The sequence below is a fragment of the Vibrio sp. HDW18 genome (assembly GCF_011306175.1).
GTDB lineage: Bacteria > Pseudomonadota > Gammaproteobacteria > Enterobacterales > Vibrionaceae > Vibrio > Vibrio chanodichtyis.
Genome location: NZ_CP049914.1, coordinates 451,071 through 470,504 on the forward strand (window position 1 = coordinate 451,071; position 19,434 = coordinate 470,504).

General features: G+C 47.8%; 18 protein-coding genes and 4 pseudogenes. 10 read left to right on the forward strand and 12 right to left on the reverse strand.

Going from position 1 to position 19,434, the window contains the following annotated elements:
• Nucleotides 1–12: 12 nt before the first annotated feature.
• Both G7083_RS13765 and G7083_RS13770 read left to right on the forward strand, forming a co-directional pair.
• Entirely contained in the window at nucleotides 13–1,380 is a 1,368-nt protein-coding gene (locus G7083_RS13765; protein ID WP_166015398.1) for a carbohydrate porin, read from the forward strand.
• A 216-nt stretch (nucleotides 1,381–1,596) separates the two neighbouring features.
• Nucleotides 1,597–2,637, forward strand: a complete 1,041-nt coding sequence (locus G7083_RS13770; protein WP_166015399.1) for an AbrB family transcriptional regulator — start codon at nucleotides 1,597–1,599, stop codon at nucleotides 2,635–2,637.
• A 55-nt stretch (nucleotides 2,638–2,692) separates the two neighbouring features.
• Here the strand turns inward: G7083_RS13770 and G7083_RS13775 are convergent.
• Nucleotides 2,693–3,235 (reverse strand): annotated as a pseudogene (locus tag G7083_RS13775) (IS630 family transposase); the annotation flags it as partial.
• Between G7083_RS13775 and G7083_RS13780 the strand changes: the two are divergent.
• Nucleotides 3,236–3,478 (forward strand): annotated as a pseudogene (locus tag G7083_RS13780) (GIY-YIG nuclease family protein); the annotation flags it as partial. It abuts the pseudogene before it with no gap.
• Nucleotides 3,479–3,617: 139 nt separating this feature from the next.
• Here G7083_RS13780 and tkt read toward each other — a convergent pair.
• Both tkt and tal read right to left on the reverse strand, forming a co-directional pair.
• Entirely contained in the window at nucleotides 3,618–5,612 is a 1,995-nt protein-coding gene (gene tkt, locus G7083_RS13785) for a transketolase (protein ID WP_166015400.1), read from the reverse strand.
• A gap of 96 nt (nucleotides 5,613–5,708) precedes the next feature.
• Nucleotides 5,709–6,659, reverse strand: coding sequence for a transaldolase (tal, locus tag G7083_RS13790; RefSeq protein ID WP_166015401.1), 951 nt, complete (start codon nucleotides 6,657–6,659; stop codon nucleotides 5,709–5,711).
• A gap of 507 nt (nucleotides 6,660–7,166) precedes the next feature.
• On the opposite strand from tal, the gene G7083_RS13795 reads away from it, so the two are divergent.
• Nucleotides 7,167–8,159 (forward strand): sugar-binding transcriptional regulator, encoded by a 993-nt coding sequence (locus G7083_RS13795; RefSeq protein WP_166015402.1) that lies wholly within the window; start codon nucleotides 7,167–7,169, stop codon nucleotides 8,157–8,159.
• 124 nt (nucleotides 8,160–8,283) lie between these two features.
• On the opposite strand, the gene G7083_RS13800 is transcribed toward G7083_RS13795, so the two are convergent.
• Genes G7083_RS13800 through moeA form a run of 3 tightly spaced genes read right to left on the reverse strand, consistent with a single transcriptional unit; the run spans nucleotide 8,284 to nucleotide 11,190 of the window.
• The gene (locus G7083_RS13800; protein ID WP_166015403.1) at nucleotides 8,284–9,126 is read right to left on the reverse strand and encodes a sulfurtransferase; all 843 of its coding nucleotides are present in this window, start codon (nucleotides 9,124–9,126) and stop codon (nucleotides 8,284–8,286) included.
• Between the two features lie 55 nt (nucleotides 9,127–9,181).
• Entirely contained in the window at nucleotides 9,182–9,946 is a 765-nt protein-coding gene (gene moeB, locus G7083_RS13805) for a molybdopterin-synthase adenylyltransferase MoeB (protein WP_166015404.1), read from the reverse strand.
• A gap of 8 nt (nucleotides 9,947–9,954) precedes the next feature.
• Complete coding sequence (moeA, locus tag G7083_RS13810) at nucleotides 9,955–11,190, reverse strand: molybdopterin molybdotransferase MoeA (protein ID WP_166015405.1); 1,236 nt, start codon at nucleotides 11,188–11,190, stop codon at nucleotides 9,955–9,957.
• A gap of 154 nt (nucleotides 11,191–11,344) precedes the next feature.
• Here moeA and folE point away from each other — a divergent pair, with 154 nt between their 5' ends.
• Nucleotides 11,345–11,998 carry a GTP cyclohydrolase I FolE gene (gene folE, locus G7083_RS13815; protein ID WP_166015406.1) on the forward strand — a complete coding sequence of 218 codons (654 nt, stop codon included), beginning with the start codon at nucleotides 11,345–11,347 and terminating at the stop codon, nucleotides 11,996–11,998.
• A 133-nt stretch (nucleotides 11,999–12,131) separates the two neighbouring features.
• Here folE and G7083_RS13820 read toward each other — a convergent pair whose 3' ends face one another.
• Together G7083_RS13820 and G7083_RS13825 are read right to left on the reverse strand one after the other, a co-directional pair.
• Nucleotides 12,132–13,142 carry an amino acid permease gene (locus G7083_RS13820; RefSeq protein ID WP_166015407.1) on the reverse strand — a complete coding sequence of 337 codons (1,011 nt, stop codon included), beginning with the start codon at nucleotides 13,140–13,142 and terminating at the stop codon, nucleotides 12,132–12,134.
• A 180-nt stretch (nucleotides 13,143–13,322) separates the two neighbouring features.
• Nucleotides 13,323–13,529, reverse strand: a pseudogene (locus G7083_RS13825) (transposase domain-containing protein); the annotation flags it as partial.
• Nucleotides 13,530–13,620: 91 nt separating this feature from the next.
• Here G7083_RS13825 and istA point away from each other — a divergent pair.
• The gene (gene istA / locus G7083_RS13830; RefSeq protein ID WP_166013940.1) at nucleotides 13,621–14,661 is read left to right on the forward strand and encodes an IS21 family transposase; all 1,041 of its coding nucleotides are present in this window, start codon (nucleotides 13,621–13,623) and stop codon (nucleotides 14,659–14,661) included.
• Nucleotides 14,648–15,409 carry an IS21-like element helper ATPase IstB gene (istB, locus tag G7083_RS13835; RefSeq protein ID WP_166013941.1) on the forward strand — a complete coding sequence of 254 codons (762 nt, stop codon included), beginning with the start codon at nucleotides 14,648–14,650 and terminating at the stop codon, nucleotides 15,407–15,409. Before istA ends, istB begins: the two co-directional genes overlap by 14 nt.
• Before the next feature lie 155 nt (nucleotides 15,410–15,564).
• On the opposite strand, the gene G7083_RS13840 is transcribed toward istB, so the two are convergent.
• From G7083_RS13840 to G7083_RS13855, 4 genes are all read right to left on the reverse strand, one after another.
• The gene (locus G7083_RS13840; RefSeq protein WP_166015408.1) at nucleotides 15,565–16,062 is read right to left on the reverse strand and encodes a GNAT family N-acetyltransferase; all 498 of its coding nucleotides are present in this window, start codon (nucleotides 16,060–16,062) and stop codon (nucleotides 15,565–15,567) included.
• Entirely contained in the window at nucleotides 16,059–16,331 is a 273-nt protein-coding gene (locus G7083_RS13845; protein ID WP_000246254.1) for a DUF1778 domain-containing protein, read from the reverse strand. Before G7083_RS13845 ends, G7083_RS13840 begins: the two co-directional genes overlap by 4 nt.
• Before the next feature lie 639 nt (nucleotides 16,332–16,970).
• A complete protein-coding gene (locus G7083_RS13850) occupies nucleotides 16,971–17,240 on the reverse strand; it encodes a type II toxin-antitoxin system YafQ family toxin (RefSeq protein WP_000277238.1) in 270 nt (89 codons plus the stop codon).
• Nucleotides 17,233–17,511: a type II toxin-antitoxin system RelB/DinJ family antitoxin gene (locus G7083_RS13855; RefSeq protein ID WP_166015409.1), complete on the reverse strand. Its 279-nt coding sequence runs from the start codon at nucleotides 17,509–17,511 to the stop codon at nucleotides 17,233–17,235. The genes G7083_RS13850 and G7083_RS13855 overlap by 8 nt, the downstream gene beginning before the upstream one ends.
• A gap of 256 nt (nucleotides 17,512–17,767) precedes the next feature.
• Between G7083_RS13855 and G7083_RS13865 the strand changes: the two genes are divergently transcribed.
• The 3 genes and pseudogenes from G7083_RS13865 to G7083_RS13875 form a co-directional block, all read left to right on the forward strand.
• A complete protein-coding gene (locus tag G7083_RS13865; RefSeq protein WP_000885699.1) occupies nucleotides 17,768–18,115 on the forward strand; it encodes a DUF3024 domain-containing protein in 348 nt (115 codons plus the stop codon).
• A gap of 209 nt (nucleotides 18,116–18,324) precedes the next feature.
• Nucleotides 18,325–19,038: a Fic family protein gene (locus G7083_RS13870; RefSeq protein ID WP_000123659.1), complete on the forward strand. Its 714-nt coding sequence runs from the start codon at nucleotides 18,325–18,327 to the stop codon at nucleotides 19,036–19,038.
• Between the two features lie 220 nt (nucleotides 19,039–19,258).
• Nucleotides 19,259–19,426: pseudogene (locus tag G7083_RS13875) on the forward strand (type II toxin-antitoxin system RelE/ParE family toxin); the annotation flags it as partial.
• Between the last annotated feature and the right edge of the window lie 8 nt (nucleotides 19,427–19,434).

Here is a 19,434-nt window from a genome sequence, read left to right on the forward strand (position 1 = left end):
TGGAGATACAAAATGAAAAAACACTTAATCGCAATCACGTTGGCCAATCTATTTTTAGTCTCACACGCTGCGCATGCCAATACAGACCTCGCGGCATTAGAAGCACGGATCCAACAACTTGAGCAAGCGGCGGCTGAGCATCCAACTGCATCAGCCGCCGATTCATCGTTTGAATTTCATGGTTATGCACGAGCAGGTTTGCTGACCAACAGTGATCTCAATGGTGCGGTTGGAACCGGGCCTTATATGACCGCGGCCGGAGCGCTAGGCGCACCGGTTGGTCGATTGGGGCTGGAGGATGATAATTACTTAGAAGCCAATTTGATCCATAAGCGTCAGATGCAAAATGGCTCTAGCGCGCTATTTAAGATTATGTTGGCCGACAGTACCGAAACCAGTAATGAATGGACTGTCGATGATAGCAAGCTCAATGTACGTCAAATTTATGCGGAATTAGCCAGCTTACCTTCATTCAGCGGCGCTTTTGCCGAGAGTACGCTGTGGGTGGGTAAACGTTTCGATCGCGATAATTTTGACATTCATTTCTTCGATTCCGACATCGTGTTTCTTTCTGGAACTGGGGCTGGGATTTATGATGTTAAATTAGCCGAAAAGTGGCAGGCCAATTTCTCGATTTATGGGCGCGATTTTGGGCAAATTGATAGCTCAAACACTGAAATTGAAAACTACATCGTGACCATGAATAACCGTTTTGGCCCTTGGCAATTGATGCTCAGTGGCATGCATGCTGCCGATAACGCGAAACGTAGCGATAGCGCGAGCAAAGCGGCTGATAGTGGCGTACATGCTTTGCTGGCTTACCATGCGCAGAGTTTCTTTGGCCTCAATGAAGGCTCATCTCAATATGGTTTATTAGTCGGTGAAGGTTTAGGGGCCGAGCTGAAAGGGATTGGCTCTAATGGCGAATTGTACAACGATGCGTTTGCGACCCGAGCTTTTGCCTCTGGGGTGACGTATTTGGCGGACGGATGGCGCGTAGCCCCGGCACTAATGGCTGAATACAGCCAAGATCGCTTGAAGAAAAATGATGAGTTTTTCTGGGCATCGCTGAATGTGCGTTTAGCCCAAGAGATGACCGAAAACTTTGAATTAGTTTATGAGGCTTCCTACCAATATATGGACTTGGATAATAGTCAAACGCAAGCCAAAGGCAGTTTTTATAAAGCGACCTTTGCGCCAACATTTAAACTGGCGACGTCAGCAGGATTTTTTGATCGTCCAGAGCTGCGTTTTGCGGTCAGTTATGTGGATTGGAGCGATAAGTTAGATAACTACGCGATCGACTCAGGCACTGATAAAACAACGATGGGTTCTGGCGGCGAAGCCATCTTTGCACTGCAAATGGAAACCTGGTTCTAATTATTACCCCATCGCCTTACTAATAAAACTCAACGCCACTCGTTTAACCGCGAGTGGCGTTGTTATTTGTACAATGGTTAGTGCGGCCGTGTTTGTCAGGTCATGGTTGTGCGACAACACGGCTGCCAATAAACCAGTACAGTGTTGTTGATTGCCACTGCAAAGCGTAAGATTCGGATCTGTGATGTTAGGCTATCTACCTGAAAGGAAAGCAAGATGTTCGAAAGAGCTTGTTTTACTCTCGTTATCCAAATTCTGCTGATTGCTGCTCTTGCCTCAGGGCTGGGGAGCGTGCTTGCGATCCCGTTGTCGGAAATGTTTATTGCCGCCGCTATAGTGATTGTGCTGCATAAAAAGCGCTGGCTGAGCATGCAAACGCCACGCTGGTTATTGCTGGTGGTACAAATTGTGCTCGGCATCAGCGTCGGTACAACCATCAGTTTGACTGAGCTGGGTGCGAGTTTAACTCTGGCGCTGCTGATTGGCCTGTTATGTTGTTTAACCCTGCAAATCAGCATGAGCTATCTGTGGCTCACCAAAAAAGAAGGTTGGACGCCGTTTGAATCGCTACTCGGCGCTGTACCGGGGGCCATGGCGGCGATTTTAGTCATCAGCGAATCAAACCAAAAACCGTCCACCAAAGTGGTTTATGCTCATTCGATCCGGCTGATGATCCTCACTTTGCTCGCACTACTGATCTCCAACCATGTGCCGGATAGTGCCGCTACGGCGAACAACTTGACGCTTTACGCTGGGCTTATTTTCTTGGCTCTGGCGCTGCTCAGTTTGCTACTGGGTAAAGCCTCTACCTTACTCGGCATTCCCGCCCCTTATATGTTGGCGGCGCTACTGGTCACCGCCAGCTTTAATGGCTTTGCCACTGGCATTGATATGCAACTGCCGAAATGGATGGTGATATTCGCCACCGCTTTACTCGGCATTTTGATCGGCTCACGCATTGCCGATACCACACTGCGCGAAGCCATGGCGTATTCCCGCGCAGGGGTAATGGTCACCATGATTGGCCTTTTGGTCGCGGTGGGTGTCTCCGGTGTCTTTTCTATTTTGATCGATAAATCATGGGTCGTGCTGCTGCTTTCTTGGGTTCCCGGCAGTGTCGAAGCCATGACCGCCGTCGCCTTACTGCTCGGCATGGAACCCGCATTTGTAATGATCAACCACGCCCTGCGCTTATTGTTGCTCTATTCACTGCCCGCCATGCTGAAAAAACAGTTGGAGGAGTTGAGGGGGAGATGATTGGGATTTGCTGCTGGTTTAGAATTGCCCCTAAATTGTTTATGTATATACCCGCTCAACTCGAAGATGCAGGTTTCAAAATCTGAAAATTATCCGTAATTCTGGATACCAGTGAGCCTGCAACTTTTGGCAGCGTTACATTGAAAAATTCATTAATAGCCGTTGTAAATTCAGCCTTCGAGGAGAAGTAAATATTGTTCCTCACATACTCATTCATTACTTTCCATAACCGCTCTATTGGATTTAAGTTTGGGCTGTATGGGGGTAAGTAATGAAGCTCGATATTGAGCACTTTTGCCGCATTTCTTACCATTTCTGACTGATGATAGGCGGCACCATCAAGTACTAGGTGTACTTTTTGCTCCAACGGGTAATGCTCCTTTTTGAGCTTCCAGAAGAAGCGAACGATGCTCTCGCTGTTTATCGTGTCATACGTTTCTGTAACCGTTGCGCCAATATTTTGGATCGGTAACGCACCGATGATATTGAGACGAGTTCGACTGCCTGTAGTCTCAATCACTTTGTCTTGGCCTTTTCGTATCCAGCCATAACTGAGTTTGGTTGACTGCGTAGGATGAACGGCGTCCATGAACAACAATTCCCATTTGACGTACATGCAATGATTTACACTGATGATGCTCCAGCACTTGAAACTGCGCTACACCGAGAATTCAATTCTAAACGTGTAAACGCAGTAAATCTTCGCAAAGAGTTCTTTAATATTGACCTAGCATCTATCCAAGAAGCTGTAGAAAAGATAGCCGGAATAGAGGCCGAATTTAAAATGACAGCTTTGGCTGAGGATTACTATGAAAGCTTGAGATTAGGTGAAGCCGCATAACGGATCACTTGCCATAATCGCGGTTAAGATGGTATCGTCTTTTTCGAGGTAATCAGCATCTTTTAAAGAAAATCCCGCCGCAGCGGGATTTTTTATCATCGATTTTTCTTTGCGTAACAAAGAAATAAATCGCTTTTAATTACGCCAGCAGTTCTTTGGCTTGTTTCACTACGTTTTCAGTCGTGAAACCAAACAGTTTGAACAGCTCACCCGCGGGTGCTGATTCGCCGAAGCTGGTCATACCGATGATGCGACCACCAAAGCCAACGTACTTGTACCAGAAGTCGGCAATACCGGCTTCAATCGCGATACGCTTGGTGACTGCAGATGGCAGAACGGCTTCACGGTAAGCGGCATCTTGCTTATCAAATGCGTCGGTCGATGGCATAGAGACCACGCGAACCGCTTTGCCTTCGGCGCTTAGTTGCTCGTAAGCGGCAACCGCGAGTTCCACTTCAGAGCCTGTTGCAATCAGAATGAGTTCAGGTTGACCTGCACAATCTTTCAGGATGTAGCCGCCTTTGGCGATGTTCGCCACTTGCTCTGCGCTGCGTGGTTGCTGCGCGAGGTTTTGACGCGAGAAAATCAGCGCTGATGGCGCCTCTTTACGCTCAATCGCCAGTTTCCACGCCACTGCCGATTCGACTTGATCACAAGGACGCCATGTGCTCATGTTTGGTGTCATACGCAGCGAAGCGATTTGCTCAACCGGTTGGTGAGTTGGACCATCTTCGCCCAGACCAATCGAGTCGTGGGTGTAGACTTGGATGTTTTGCACTTTCATCAGTGCCGCCATACGCATCGCGTTACGCGCGTATTCCATAAACATCAGGAAAGTCGCGCCGTAAGGCACAAAACCACCGTGCAGCGCGATACCGTTGATGATAGCGGTCATACCAAACTCACGCACACCGTAGTGGATGTAGTTGCCTGAGAAATCTTCGCTGGTCAGTGATTTTGAGCCAGACCACATGGTGAGGTTAGATGGCGCTAGGTCAGCCGAGCCGCCCATAAATTCTGGCAGCAGTTTGCCGAACGCTTCCAACGCATTTTGTGATGCTTTACGCGATGCGATGTTGGCAGGATTAGCTTGCAGATTCGCGATAATCTCGCTGGTCGCAGCCTCCCAATTGGCTGGCAGCTCACCAGCGATACGGCGCTGATATTCAGCCGCTTCAGTTGGGTAAGCTTTGGCGTAAGCGGCAAATTTCTCATTCCAAGCCGCTTCTTTGCTGGCGCCTGCGGCTTTGGCATCCCACTTGGCGTAGATGTCCGCTGGGATTTCAAAGGGAGCATGTTCCCAACCTAAGAATTCACGTGCCGCTTTGATTTCATCATTGCCCAGCGGCGCGCCGTGACAGTCGTGTGAGCCGGCTTTGTTAGGTGAGCCAAAACCAATGATGGTTTTGGTACAGATCAGGGTTGGGCGAGACGTGTCGGCTTTAGCCGCTTCAATCGCTGCGTTAATTGCCTCTGCATCATGTCCATCCACTGCGGGAATGACCTGCCAGCCGTAGGCTTCAAAGCGTTTTGGTGTGTCGTCAGAGAACCACCCTTCTACGTGACCATCGATAGAAATACCGTTGTCATCCCAGAACGCAATCAGTTTGCCAAGGCCAAGTGTGCCCGCCAGTGAACACGCTTCGTGCGAGATACCTTCCATCAAACAGCCATCACCCATAAACACATAAGTGAAGTGGTCAACGATGTCGTGACCCGGTTTGTTGAACTGCGCCGCCAGAGCTTTTTCAGCCAGCGCCATACCCACCGCATTGGTAATGCCTTGGCCTAGTGGACCTGTAGTGGTTTCAATGCCCGGTGCGTAACCATATTCTGGGTGACCTGGAGTTTTTGAGTGCAGTTGACGGAAGTTTTGCAAATCGTCAATCGACAGCTCATAACCGCTCAGGTGCAGCAGTGAGTAAATCAGCATCGAGCCGTGGCCGTTCGACAGAATAAAGCGGTCACGGTCAGCCCAGTTAGGATTTTGTGGGTTATGGTTTAAGTGTGAACGCCACAGCACTTCGGCGATATCCGCCATGCCCATCGGGGCTCCCGGGTGGCCAGAGTTAGCTTTTTGAACGCCGTCCATGCTCAGGGCGCGGATAGCATTGGCAAGTTGTTTGCGATTCATAGTGTTACTCATTTCAAGAAATTGTGTTGAACAGGGTTAGTTCAACAAAAATAAAAAGCAGAAAGAAGCGAGCCGCAGCTCGCTTCAAAATCAGCATCACAGCTTAGCTGCGATCATTGCTTCTAGTTTGCCTTGGTCAACTGCGAAGTTACGGATGCCTTCCGCCAACTTTTCAACCGCCATCGCATCTAGGTTATGCTGCCACAGGAATTCGCTGTGGGTCATGGCGGCAGGGCGAGCGGTTGTGCCTTGTGAGTCAACCAGTTTTGCAACCACTTCACCTTCAGCGGCTTCAAGTTCAGCCAGTAGTGATGGCGCGATGGTCAGGCGGTCACAGCCCGCCAGCTCTAAGATTTCACCGATGTTACGAAAGCTTGCACCCATCACCACAGTTTTGTAGCCGTGCTGTTTGTAATAGTGGTAGATCTTGCTGACTGACAGTACGCCCGGATCTTCGCTGGAGGTGAAATCACGTCCTTCTTTGGCTTTGTGCCAGTCCATGATGCGACCAACGAAAGGCGAGATCAGGAACACACCTGCTTCAGCACACGCACGCGCTTGTGCGAAAGAGAACAGCAGAGTCAGGTTACAGTTGATGCCTTCTTGCTCAAGAATTTCCGCCGCGCGGATCCCTTGCCAAGTAGAAGCCAGTTTGATCAGGATACGATCGTTGCTGATCCCCGCATCGTTGTACATTTTTACTAGCTGACGTGCTTTCGCTACGCTGCGCTCGGTGTCGTAAGAAAGACGCGCGTCAACTTCAGTCGAAATACGACCCGGAATGGTTTTTAGGATTTCTTTACCAATGTTGACCGCCAGCATGTCACAGGTGTCTTGTACTTGCTGCGCTTTATCGCTGCTTTGCGTTTTGGCGTAGGCGATCGCTTGATCGATCAGCGGTGCGTATTGCGCAATTTGCGCCGCTTTTAGGATCAGAGATGGGTTGGTGGTGGCATCTTGGGGTTGGTATTTTTTGATCGCATCAATTTCACCAGTATCCGCCACGACGGTAGTCAGTTTACGAAGTTGCGCTAATTTATTGCTCATTTCGATCGTCCTATTGGGTTAGGTTCATCTGCCGCTTAACAGTTTGAGGATGCCAGCAGTTGAGGGGCTCATGCTCTTTCACCGCGAAAGAGTGAGTCAGTAATGCAAAATTTCAGCGCCCGAAGCTTTACTTTGAACATTTGTTCGCGCGCTGAGTAAATGATGGAATCATATTTATCCTATCTAGCGTGAAAGTCAATTTGCTAAGCGGGTTTATGACAGCTTAAACCGAAAATTTATGGTGTTAAATCTTCGCTATACGATTAAATCGTTTGCTTAAATCCGTCACTGAGCAAATAACCAAACTTAATGCCCCAAATTGCCACTGAGAAAATGTAATGAGACTGAGCATTTGATTGATGTACTGTGAATGGTTACCATAGCCAGTAAATTGGTTTTAAGCACATCATTATCAGTAGTGTAGTGCTTGTTTGCGCACTATGTTGGTTGAACTCGCCGTGGGTTGAACCCGCAGCGTGCCCGCTGGTAATAAAAGGAAACGCCGTAATGACCCAACTTGCCGATATGCCATTAGAAAATGGTGATTTACTGACCGAAATTGCCATCTCTTATTATCAGGATGGTGCCACTCAAGAAGAGATCTCTAAAAAGTACACGCTTTCTCGGGCCAAAGTGGGCCGCTTACTGAAACAGGCTCGAGATGAGGGGATTGTTGAGATTACGGTTAAGTATCATCCAGTCTTTAGCGCCAAAATTGAACAGCGCCTGATTGAGCGTTTTGGGGTGCGCCGCGCGTTAATTGCCCTGGATCATCCCAATGATGAAGCACAGCGTCAGCAAGTCGCGAGTTTAGTTTCCAATTATCTCACCAGCACGCTGAAAAACGGCATGGTGGTCACGGTTGGGCAGGGGCGCAATGTCTCGGCAGTGGCGCATCATATTGGGGTGATCACGCCGCGCGATTGTAAATTCGTGTGCAGTATCGGCGGTATTCATCCACGTGGTGGGATGTTTAACGCCGACCACATTTGTCGTCAGTTAGCCAAGAAATATGGCGGCAGCTCGGAGACTTTATACGCTCCTGCTTATGCAGAAAACCGCGAGCAAAAGCGAGTCTTTATGCAAAATAGTACGGTTAAACAGACCCTAGATCTGGCACGCAAAGCCGATATCGCCTTGGTGGGGATTGGCGATATGAGTGAAAACAGCTACATGGTTGATCTTGGCTGGTTTACGCCGCAAGAAGTGGTGCAATCGCGCTTAACTCAAGGCGTAGTCGGCGATTTCGCAGGGCATGATTTTTTTGATGTGCATGGCCGTGTCGCCAATACGGTGATGAATGATCGCGTGATTGGCCTTGGGATTGATGAGTTTCGCCCGATTGCGGAAGTGATCGCCATTGCCGCGGAAAACAGTAAGCCGCTGGCGCTGCTCGGAGCATTACGCACTGGTGCGATTGATGTTCTTGCGACCAGTGTCAGTAATGCGTTGACCGTGCTCAACTTAGATGAGCAAATGCAACGAGCATTAAGCTCATAACAGGAATTAACTTTAGTCACCCATCATTAAAGCAATGAAAAAGCGAGCGGGTTTTAATGTCCGCTCGCGGTTGATTATTCGCTATTGGATATTGATTCTCGCCGATGTGGGGTTGGACTGCTCACTACTCACTGCTTATTTCAATCGGCAGATCCTGCCTTTGGCCCCATTCGGTCCATGAGCCATCATACAGCGAGAGGTTTTGATAGCCGCACATATACGCCACGAGCAGCACAATACATGCGGTAACACCAGATCCGCAGCTAAACAGATATTCTTGGGCGGTGTCGGGCAGCATATGAGTCAGCAGCGGGCGTAACTCGGCTTCCTCTTTTAGCTTGTGACCTGCGATGAGCTCTGCAAAAGGTAAGCAGGATGAGCCGGGAATATGCCCACTGCGCACGCCGGGGCGAGGTTCTGGCACTTCACCGAAAAAACGCGCCAATCCACGCGCATCAATGGTTTGGCTGTGAGGATTATCGATCTGTTTAAGCACATAGCTCGCATCAACAAACGCTTGTGGGTTGAGTTTGCCGGCAAAGTTACCTTTTGTAGTGGGTTGGCGATAAGTTTGAGTGACGTTGTAACCCCGAGCCTTCCACTCAGTTAGACCACCGTTGAGCACAAACACGTTATCGTGTCCCATGGCTTTGAACATCCACCACGCGCGGGGAGAAGCAAAGGTGCCGCTGTTGTCGTACACCACAATCAGCGAGTCTTGATTGATACCGAGTTGTTGAGCAAGCGTATTAAAGCGCGGCTCAGAAGGCATCATGTGCGGTAAGGCGGAATCAAGGTCGCAAAAAACTTTGTCGTAATCAAAGCGTCGTGCCGTTGGGATTTTGTTGACCCAATCTTTTTCAGACTCGCTGGCGATTTGAAACTCGATACTGCTATCGAGGATCACCAATTGGGGATTGGTTAACTGCTGTTGCAGCCATGGTACGCTGACCAGTGGTGAAGTCATAGATTACTCCTTGTCGGGTGCTTAAGTCGTGGAGCCTGAACGCACCTAAGTACGACTAAGCTTGGTTTTGTGGGTGACAAATCGGGCAATCGGCTAATTGGATCAGCTTCATTTCTCGCCACGACATGCTCATCGCATCCAAAATCAAAATCTTACCTTGTTTCGGTGTGCCTAAACCGGTCAGCACTTTGATCGCTTCCATGGCTTGCACGGCACCAATAATGCCGACCACCGGAGCCATCACTCCGGCCTCGACGCAACTGAGCGCCGCCGAGCCGAATAGGGCACTTAAGCATTGGTAACAAGGCTGCGCGGTATCTTGATAAGTAAACACGCTGACTTGGCCTTCCATGCGAATCGCCGCGCCGGAGACCAGTGGTGTTTTGTGCTGAAAACACAAGCGATTGAGCTGGTTACGTGTGTCCACATTATCGCAGGCGTCGAGTACCAGATCGTGGCGCGCAATCAGCGTATCCAGATCTTGATCGGACAAACGCGCTTGGATTGTTTCAACGTGCAGATGAGGGTTGAGTTGCCGCAGCGCATCGGCCGCCGAAGCGACTTTGGCCCGGCCAATATCCGCATCGTGGTGCAGCACTTGGCGCTGCAAATTGGAAAGCTCGACGACATCATCATCAATCAGCGTCATCTGCCCGACACCTGCAGTGGCGAGGTATTGGCTCGCGGCACAACCCAAGCCGCCCGCACCGAGGATCAGTATTGAACTCTGCTTAAGCCGCTCTTGCCCTTCAAAATCAAATGTTTTGAGAATGATCTGCCGGTTGTAACGCAGCATTTCGTCATCGCTGAGAATATCCACCATCACTCCTAGTACAGGGTTGGGTTAAACAGCTGGATGTGCACCGTTTCGCCGACTTCCACGCGACCGCGTTCACGCTCAAGCACCACAAAACAGTTGGCTAAACTCATTGAACGGAATGCGCCAGAGCTTTGATTACCGGTGCTTTCCACCACGAATTGACCATTTTCAATCCGATAAATGCCGCGTTGGAAATCCGTTCGTCCTGGGGCTTTTTTAAATGCGCTGCGCGTGATCGCTGGGATCGACTCTGGCGCTTGCCAAGCCGTGTGTCCGGCTAATTTAGCCAGCATAGGTTGCACCAGCACATACATGGTCAGCATCGCGGAAACCGGGTTACCTGGTAGACCGCAGAACCAAGCATCTTGCAATGCACCAAATGCGAAAGGTTTGCCCGGTTTGATCGCCAGTTTCCAAAAACCGATTTCACCGAGCTCCGCCAAAATATCTTTGGTGTAATCCGCTTCACCGACACTGACGCCGCCTGAGGTGACCACCACATCGGCTATGCTTTGTGCTTGCTCGAAGGTGGCTTTCAGTGTTGCTGGGCAATCCGGAACGATGCCAAGATCAATCGCTTCGCAGCCGAAGTTTTCAATCAAGGGCTTAATACCGTAGCGGTTGCTGTCGTAAATTTGTCCGGCTTGCAGCGGCTCACCGAGTGGCTTGAGCTCATCACCGGTGGAGAAAAACGCGACTTTCGGTTTGCGATACACAGTGACATGGCTAATGCCAAGAGTGGCAATCATCGGAATATCACGCGCGGTTAAGCGTGCGCCACGTTCTAGCACTACATCGTTTTGACCAATGTCATCACCGGTTGGGCGGATATTGTTATTGTGTTTAACCTCATGCTGGCAGAACACCACTCCGTCTATGGTGACGGTCGCTTGCTCTTGCATGATCACCGCATCACACCCGACAGGGATCGGCGCGCCAGTCATAATGCGCACACAAGTCATTGCCGGCCAGTCACCCACAAAAGGTTGCCCAGCAAAAGATTTACCGGCCATCGGTAGCGGTTGTTGCTGGGCGAGTTCTGCGCGGCGTACGGCATAGCCATCCATCGCTGAGTTATCAAACGGCGGCACGTTAATTGGCGATAAAATTGCCTCGGCCAGCACATAACCGAGCGCATCTGCCAGTGGTAAAAGTAACGTGGTGGAGACAGGAGTAATGCGTGACAGCATGTTGTCGAGCGCATCTTCTATCGGCATTAAGCCAGGAGCATCGCAGCAGCCCATTCGGGAATGTCCTATGTTGGTGTTCTTTTGCGGCAAACTGTAGCACACAATCGCTTATGCGCTGCAGTATCCACGCGAATTTTGGGGATGTAATTGTCACTAAATCCGCGTATTCTTGTCAGCCATCCAAAAGGGGTATTTAAGAGGTAGAACAATGTCTGGTTTGAGCGAATCTGCGAAGTTGGTCAAGAATGCGCTAGATCTGCGTGGTTTGGAAACGCCAATGCAGGCCAACTTGGCAACCCCAGCACAAAAAAAACAACAAATTGAACATCATATGCGCGAGATCCTCAATTTACTTGGACTCGACTTAACCGATGACAGTTTGGAAGAGACACCACAACGAATTGCCAAAATGTACGTTGATGAGATTTTCTCTGGCTTGGATTACGCCAATTTTCCTAAAATCACGGTGATCGAAAACAAGATGAAGGTGAGTGAGATGGTCAAAGTCAAAGACATCACGCTGACCAGTACTTGTGAACACCATTTAGTCACCATCGATGGCACAGCAGCCGTCGCGTACATTCCGCGCGGTAAAATCATCGGTCTATCGAAAATTAACCGCATTGTGCGCTTTTTTGCCCAGCGCCCGCAGGTGCAAGAGCGGATGACCCAGCAGATTTTGGTCGCATTGCAAACCTTACTGGAGTCGGATGATGTTGCGGTGACGGTGGATGCCACCCATTACTGCGTAAAATCCCGCGGCGTGATGGACGCCACCAGCGTCACCACCACCACTGCGTTGGGCGGGATTTTCAAATCCAACCCGGCGACGCGTGCGGAATTTTTGCATGGCTTGCGTTAGTTTTTAGGCCTATTAACTCTAACCGCTTATTTTGTAACTGATTATTTTGTTTAGAAATAACCGTAAAAAAGCACCTATGAACAGGTGCTTTTTTGGTTGTGCTGAACACATGTTTGCGGCTTATTGCATCAATTTATGCCGCTTCCAGTTCTACTTGTGCCTGATATAACAGAGCAAATTCTTCTTCAGCGCTTTTCGCAATTAAGCGATGCTGACCAATCATGAAGTAATACAGCATACCCACCGCAAACAGGATCAGAGTAAATAGGAATCCCAGCACATTGACGAATGTCGCCAACTGTGAATGACCTGCAATATTCAACGCATCCACTAAAGGCACCGCGCTACTGCCAATGACTTTAGCACCGACGGCACCACTGAGTAGTACCACAACCAATACCGCAGTAAACAACAGGAACAACATAGCGGCGATGATACCTTTAGGAACATCTTTCTTTGGATCTTTGGCTTCTTCAGCGGCCAGCGGTACGCCTTCTACAGCAAGGAATAGCCACATCGCAAAAGGTAATGCGGCCCAAACGCCGTAAAGTCCCATTGGCATCATCAAATCACCACCGCTGATGGGTTCAATATCAAACAGATTAGCGCTATTGAACTCAGGGACAAGTGCGATGCCGGTGGCAAGAATGGCTAATACCGCCAGACCGCTTATCACCATCATGACTTTTAGTGCTTCGCCGACACCAAAAATGTGTATACCAACAAAAGCAAGGTAGAACAGCGCATACACGATTGGGCCATCAAATCCCGTGAGTTCATTTACCGCTGAACCAATAAAAATGACGATGGCGGCTGGAGCTAACGAGTATTCGATAAGCACGGCCAACCCAGTGAGAAATCCCCCCATTGGCCCCATCGCCTGACGAGCAAAGCTGTAGCCCCCACCAGCCGCTGGAATGGCTGCCGACATTTCGGCTAATGACAGCACTAGCGCTAAATACATAATACCCATTAATACCGCGGCGATAACGAAACCGCCCCAGCCAGCTTGAGCAATACCAAAGTTCCAACCGGCAAAATCACCGGATATGACGTACGAAATTCCCAATCCGGCGAGCAAGATCCAACCTGCTGCGCCGCGTTTGAGCTGACGTTGTGCCAGATAGTCGTTTGATGTGGTCATACTAATATCCTTATGTTATGACGTTGAAGTTAAAGAAAAAAATTTAGTTTGCTTGTGTTCAAGGATCATGTCATCAGACCGATCTTTTAGCGCTACCCCCGTGAGTTTAAGGTGGCGGGATTCCGCCAGCAGATAGAAACATTTGTAAGCGCCTAGTTAACCAGTGAGACTGTATTCAGCCTAGCTGATTCCTACATTCCATGGCATAAGATCAGTTAAATCATCGCTTGGTGAACGCTTCGGTAACTCTCTGAACAGGTGCACGAAGTAGAAGTAGGGATTGATGTCGTTTGCACGGCAAGTCATGACCAGACTATAGAGGTTTGCACTGGCCTTTGCTCCGTCTACTGAAGTTGAGAACATCCAATTTTTGCGCCCCGTGGTAAACGTGTCACCGATCATGCAAAACTGATCCACTAACGATCATCGAAAACTGATCCACTTGGTATCATCCGTTTATTTTTTGTACGGGTGATTTATGTTAACCAAGGAGATATTTGTGGACATTCATGTTCGCTTTGCACAGGGCCAAAGCATCCGGAAAATTGCCCGTCAATTAGGTATTTCTCGTAACACCGTAAAGCATCATTTGCAGCAGCATCAGATGCCCGCTTACGCGCAACGAGTACAACCCGTGACAAAACTAGAGCCCTTTAAGCCCTATCTCGTTCAACGAATTGAGCAGGCCAAACCCGATTGGATACCTGCTACGGTCTTATTTGATGAGGTGGTTCAACGTGGTTATCAAGGCGGTATTGCTCAGCTCCGTCGCTTTGTCTGTCAGTTTAAGCTTTGTTCCACTCCTGAGCCGGTTGTCCGTTTTGAAACCCTGCCAGGGCAGCAAATGCAAATCGACTTTACCACCATTCGGCGCGGTAAACGGCCGCTCAAAGCCTTTGTCGCAACCTTAGGTTATTCGCGCGCCACTTTCGTAAAATTTTTTGATAACGAGCGTGCGCATGCATGGCAACAAGGTTTAAAAGAAGCGTTTGAGTATTTCGGTGGCGTACCGGAGCAGGTGTTGTGTGACAACGCTAAAGCACTCATCATTGAGCTAGATGCTTATGCACAAGGCGAGCATAAGTTGCATGACGAGATGCTACAGATGTCGAAAGACTACGGCTTCAAGCTGGTTGCTTGTAAACCCTATCGAGCCAAGACTAAATGGAAAGTTGAGCGTTTTAACCATTACCTAAAAAACAGCTTCGTTGTGCCACTTCGCGCCGAATTGCGCGCGCAAAATCTCGAACTGGATGTACCAATAGCCAACGCAAAAGTCGGCCCATGGTTACAACGTGTGGCGAATCAACGCATTCATGGCACCACGTTAGCTGTCCCTGCTGAGCGCTTGCGAGAAGAAGTGAAACAGTTACTTCCTTTGCCAAGGTTGGTACAGGGTGCAAGTCAACACAAGTCAGCCCTAGATATCCGTATTGTTCCGCCGTTAGAGTCCATCAATCTACAACATCCTATGAAGGTTTACGAAGCGCTGTTAGGAGGTGGCCATGCTACTGCATGAACAAATCGGCCACCTCTGTGACTCACTGAAACTCGGCTCTGTTGCTGCCTCTTGGCCATCGTTGGCGGAGCAATGTATTGCTCAGGAAAAGAGTTATGGTGAATTTCTACGCGCTTTATTGGCAAGCGAGCAACAACAACGAGACGAACGCACTCGACAGCTTTTCAATCGTATGGCCGGTTTTCCCGCTCATAAAGAGTTAAGTACGTTTGATTTTAAGTTCGCCACCGGCGTTCCGAAACAGCAGATACAAGAGTTAAGTGCGCTGACCTTCATTGAGCGTAATGAAAACGTAGTGTTGCTCGGGCCAAGTGGTGTCGGTAAAACGCATTTAGCCATCGGGTTGGGGCTCAAAACCGTACAAGCTAAAAAGAAAACGCGCTTTATCACTGCCGCTGATTTGATGCTGCAACTATCGACCGCTAAGCGGCAAAACAAGCTGAAGCAATACCTCTCTCGTTCTGTGATGGCCCCAAGGTTATTGATCATTGATGAAATCGGTTACCTGCCGTTTGGACGGGAAGAAGCGAACCTATTTTTTAATGTGATCGCTAAGCGCTATGAGTATGGCAGTATTATTTTGACCAGTAATTTATCGTTTGGCCAGTGGCCTAGCGCATTTGCCGATGATGCGACATTGACGGCTGCGATGTTAGATCGACTACTTCACCACTCCTATGTTTTGCAGTTGAGTGGTGATAGTTATCGATTGAAAGATAAACGACGTTCAGGAGCAATACCTGAGTAAAAGGGTGGATCAATTTTGATTGATCGTTTTTAAGCTAAAAGTGGATCAGTTTTCGGTGATCGTTGACACGGTGGTTACAGTTGTTGTGATTGAGTTTAGTGGTATGCGTTGCCAGCCCCTTAGGCGGGCGTTAGTTTGCTAAAGGTAGTGGATAACTAGCCTAAGCTTGCTCTGATATCAGCAATGGTGATGAAGAGTTTGTTTTCAGCATCTTGAAACGCTTGAAACCCATAGCGCTCATAGAAATGTTTTGCACCATCTTTGGCATCAACGATCACAACAGGGAACGCTACGCTGTCACTGGCTGCGAGTAGCTTTCTGAGAGCGTCAATGAGTAGCCACTCACCAAAACATTTTCCTTTGTATCTATCGTCGACAGCTAAACGAGCAATGAGTCCTCCAGAGGTTGAAGATTGGTGCTTCTTTTGTAACTTGTCGGGCAGGGCTTTCAAATCAATAGGTGTCATAGTCAGAGTGTAAAAGCCAATGATATAAGTACTGTTATTGTCATCTTCCAAAACGAAGGTTCTGGTGTTGTCTTTTTTGGCTTGCTGACTCGCCATTACTTTTAAGTAATTGTTTAGGGCTTCAATGCCACAATTGAAACGGTTCCTATCGTGCTTATCTTTATCGAGAAGTACCGTATTCATCATTGAGTTTTGCTCTCATAACGTTCGGATGCCAATTTGAGCTTTGCATTTGCTACCGCTGGATTATCAAGAGCTTCCATCAGCAATACGGCATCAGCTTGGCTAAGCTTTAGAGCTTGCTCACGTTCAATGACTTGTTTTGCTTTTTCGATTGCCGCATTCAAAACAAATGAGTTAATACTAGACATGCCAGCAAGAGCAGCAGCCTTAGTGAGTAAATCTTGAGTATCGACATCAACTCTAGCGGTGATGCGAGGCAAAGTCGTTGCCATGGTTTTATCTCCTGTTGTGTCAAACTGTCACATGGGCATTATGGCGTTAAAGTATTCAACAAGCAATCCTTGTGTCACTTTGGCACGCAAACTAACAAACGCCTCAAGAGGGACTGTCAACGCGTGGCGTTTCCAGTCCCAATGAGCCGCGGTGGTTGCAGTTCTTGTGTTTGAGTTTAGTGGCATGCGTTGCCTGCCCCTTAGGCGGGCGTTAGGTCACGACGGGATCACATGAGCAATGTAAGATGGTGTCGAGTGAGTATTGAAGAGCAAATAAGATATAGAGGAAATAAGGCAAAAAGGACGAATATTGGTCATTTCTATGATACCCTTGAGGCGCTTTCGTGCGCACCTTAATCGGGGGCACGATTGAAGAGTGACGCCCGCAAGACCTCAAGGTAGAGCTATGACAAATACTTCGGCTTCGATTTTTGTCTTTTTCTTCAATTCCATTTGATAATCAATAATTAACGAGAGACCTTGTACGAATTTGGTCGTGACCTAACAATCGATTCAAGACAGATTCGCAACGCATAGCATTAGTGTCATGCTTGAACATGAGTGTTTACGTTGTAATGCGTTGAGTTGGTTTAGGCGTTGCTCACTGCTTAATCGGGCGTTATGTGCCCAATTGACTCATTAGAATAAATCACTATGTGAACCAATGCGCGCTAGTTGTAGTTGATCGTTAAAAACTCGATAGATTAACACTAGGTCGGGTTTAATGTGGCAGTCTCGAAATCCAACCCAATTTCCAGTTAACGGATGGTCAACATTCTTGGGTTCAAGCTTTTCGCCGCGTTGCAGCTTAGAAATAACATTGCCGACTTCAATGATGTCTGAAATCGGCATCTTAGTTATCTTTTTGAAATCTTTCTTAAATTGTGTTGAGTATTCGAGTTTATACATGCTGAACTTTGTCTTCAGTAAGCTCATTCAGCATAGCTTCGACGGTTTCAGCTTTATGTCCTTTTCCTTCAACAAGCTCTTGAATTGCAGATGCAGTAACCTCATTAGGCTGTGGAACTCGCAGCTCAAAAGGGATTCCACCATGATTAATAACCGCTTTTGCAAATAACTTTATGGCCTGTGATGTACTTAGACCCATCTCATCACAGACGTTTGTGAACGCAATTTTCGTGTCGTGGTCAATGCGCGTGCTTAGCATTTCTGTTCTCATAAATAGCACCTTTGTGTATACAATGTATTACATAGTTAGACAAAGTATATGTGCACATAACAAACGGTTCAAGAGGGACAGCCAACGCGTTGCATTTTTGCTATGCGTTGGTTTTTGTGATTACAGTGTTATGCGGTAAGTTGGTAGTAGCGTTGGCTGCCCCTTAACCGGGCGTTATGTACTTTTTCTGAAAATATCCTAGTCAGCAGATGGAGCTGGTCGTAAACTTCGGATTTGAATTCTTGGGGTAATAGATATGGCATTCTCAGAAATTGAACAAAAGCGTTACGAAAAGGCAGTGGAAAAGTATCTCGAAAATTGCCGACCACCAGTAGAAATTCGAGATCAACTTGATATTGGCTATCGTCTAGATGGGCAGGCAATCGAAATTTTCGAAATTCGTCCCAGATGGGATGACCCATCAGAAAAACTTGAGCATCCAGTAGCGAGAGTCAAATACTACAAATCGCGGAACGAATGGAAAATTTACTGGATGAAATCAGATTTAAAATGGCATGCATACGAACCGATCCCTGAAGTGAAATTTCTAGAGGTTTTCTTTGAGATATTACAAGACGATGCTTATGGCTGTTTCTGGGGATAATCTCAACCACGTACATAACAAACGCCTCAAGAGGGACTGTCAACGCGTGGCGTTTCCAGTCCCATTGAGCCGCGGTGGTTTCGGTTGTTGTGTTTGGGTTTAGCGGTTGCGTTGCCAGCCCCTTAGGCGGGCGTTAGCCGACTTCTACCACCTTGTCTGCTCACAAGTGTATACTTGGCCTAGTTTTACTTGAATTGAAGAATATCGCTATGACAGCATTTTCAGATAACACTTGGCATATGAAGCCAAATATAGCTTTGGCTAAGCAGCTTGCTAAAAGAGATGTGCCTGCTCTTGTTTATGATGCGGTAAACCTTGAAGGTGTTGCAATGACTTTGCCTGAGGTACAAACCATCCTTGATGGGATCACTGTCGGTGGTCATCGAATCAGTGATCAAAACATGGCCATGAACCAAGCTAAAGCATGGGAATTTATCTTTGCTTTAGTCGATCGTGGGGAGTTTAAATTTACTAAAGAAATAGCCTTAAAAATTCACAACATCGCCGGGCAAGAAGAGGCATTGGAGTGGGGAAAATTCCGTTCGGGTTATGTTTCTATAACGGGCTCTGAGTATGAACCTCCAGCTCCGGATGAGTTGGATGCAAAGTGGATTGAGGTTGAGCAACAAGTAGGCAATGAGGCTGATATTTACGATCAGGCGATCACTGCATTTTTACAAATGGCTCGAGCCCAATTTTTTTGGGACGTCAATAAGCGTACTGGCCGTTTTATGATGAATGGGATCCTTTTAGCTAATGGTTTTCCGATCATCAATGTTCAAGCAAAGCGCCAACAAGAGTTTAATACGCTGATGCTCGATTTTTACAGCTCCAATGATATGACAGCGATGAATAAGTTTTTGCGAAGCTGTTTGGATGAGAAAATCATCCGTAATTTCAAACTGGATCTGAAAATCGGCTAACAAACGCCTCAAGAGGGACTGTCAACGCGCGGCGTTTCCAGTCCCAATGAGCCGCGGTGGTTGCAGTTGTTGCGTTTGAGTTTGGTTGTTATGCGTTGCCAGCCCCTTAGGCGGGCGTTATGTACTTTTCTGAAATCCTTCCTAAAAATCAAACTTGTGCACAGTGTCATTATGCGTTAGTCTTTGTCTATGGATGCACAATGAGACAGTGCAAGTTGTAATGGCATTAGAATTTAAAGATAAGTGGTTAGAGCAGTTTTACGAGGATGATAAACGACATCGTTTAATTCCAAGTAGCATAGAGAATGCTCTATTTCGGAAGCTGGAAATCTTAGATGCAGCTCAAGCTGAATCAGACTTAAGAATTCCACCGGGTAATCGTTTTGAAGTAAGCGC

Excerpts from the sequence above, each read along its gene's own strand:
- G7083_RS13850 (WP_000277238.1), bottom strand. The coding sequence starts at position 17,240 with ATGTATAAACTCGAATACTCAACACAATTTAAGAAAGATTTCAAAAAG.
- G7083_RS13865 (WP_000885699.1), top strand. The coding sequence starts at position 17,768 with ATGGCATTCTCAGAAATTGAACAAAAGCGTTACGAAAAGGCAGTGGAA.
- istB (WP_166013941.1), top strand. The coding sequence starts at position 14,648 with ATGCTACTGCATGAACAAATCGGCCACCTCTGTGACTCACTGAAACTC.
- G7083_RS13870 (WP_000123659.1), top strand. The coding sequence starts at position 18,325 with ATGACAGCATTTTCAGATAACACTTGGCATATGAAGCCAAATATAGCT.
- G7083_RS13820 (WP_166015407.1), bottom strand. The coding sequence starts at position 13,142 with ATGACCACATCAAACGACTATCTGGCACAACGTCAGCTCAAACGCGGC.
- G7083_RS13795 (WP_166015402.1), top strand. The coding sequence starts at position 7,167 with ATGACCCAACTTGCCGATATGCCATTAGAAAATGGTGATTTACTGACC.
- G7083_RS13855 (WP_166015409.1), bottom strand. The coding sequence starts at position 17,511 with ATGAGAACAGAAATGCTAAGCACGCGCATTGACCACGACACGAAAATT.
- G7083_RS13845 (WP_000246254.1), bottom strand. The coding sequence starts at position 16,331 with ATGGCAACGACTTTGCCTCGCATCACCGCTAGAGTTGATGTCGATACT.
- tkt (WP_166015400.1), bottom strand. The coding sequence starts at position 5,612 with ATGAATCGCAAACAACTTGCCAATGCTATCCGCGCCCTGAGCATGGAC.
- tal (WP_166015401.1), bottom strand. The coding sequence starts at position 6,659 with ATGAGCAATAAATTAGCGCAACTTCGTAAACTGACTACCGTCGTGGCG.
- G7083_RS13840 (WP_166015408.1), bottom strand. The coding sequence starts at position 16,062 with ATGATGAATACGGTACTTCTCGATAAAGATAAGCACGATAGGAACCGT.
- istA (WP_166013940.1), top strand. The coding sequence starts at position 13,621 with ATGTTAACCAAGGAGATATTTGTGGACATTCATGTTCGCTTTGCACAG.
- G7083_RS13800 (WP_166015403.1), bottom strand. The coding sequence starts at position 9,126 with ATGACTTCACCACTGGTCAGCGTACCATGGCTGCAACAGCAGTTAACC.
- G7083_RS13765 (WP_166015398.1), top strand. The coding sequence starts at position 13 with ATGAAAAAACACTTAATCGCAATCACGTTGGCCAATCTATTTTTAGTC.
- G7083_RS13770 (WP_166015399.1), top strand. The coding sequence starts at position 1,597 with ATGTTCGAAAGAGCTTGTTTTACTCTCGTTATCCAAATTCTGCTGATT.
- moeA (WP_166015405.1), bottom strand. The coding sequence starts at position 11,190 with ATGGGCTGCTGCGATGCTCCTGGCTTAATGCCGATAGAAGATGCGCTC.
- folE (WP_166015406.1), top strand. The coding sequence starts at position 11,345 with ATGTCTGGTTTGAGCGAATCTGCGAAGTTGGTCAAGAATGCGCTAGAT.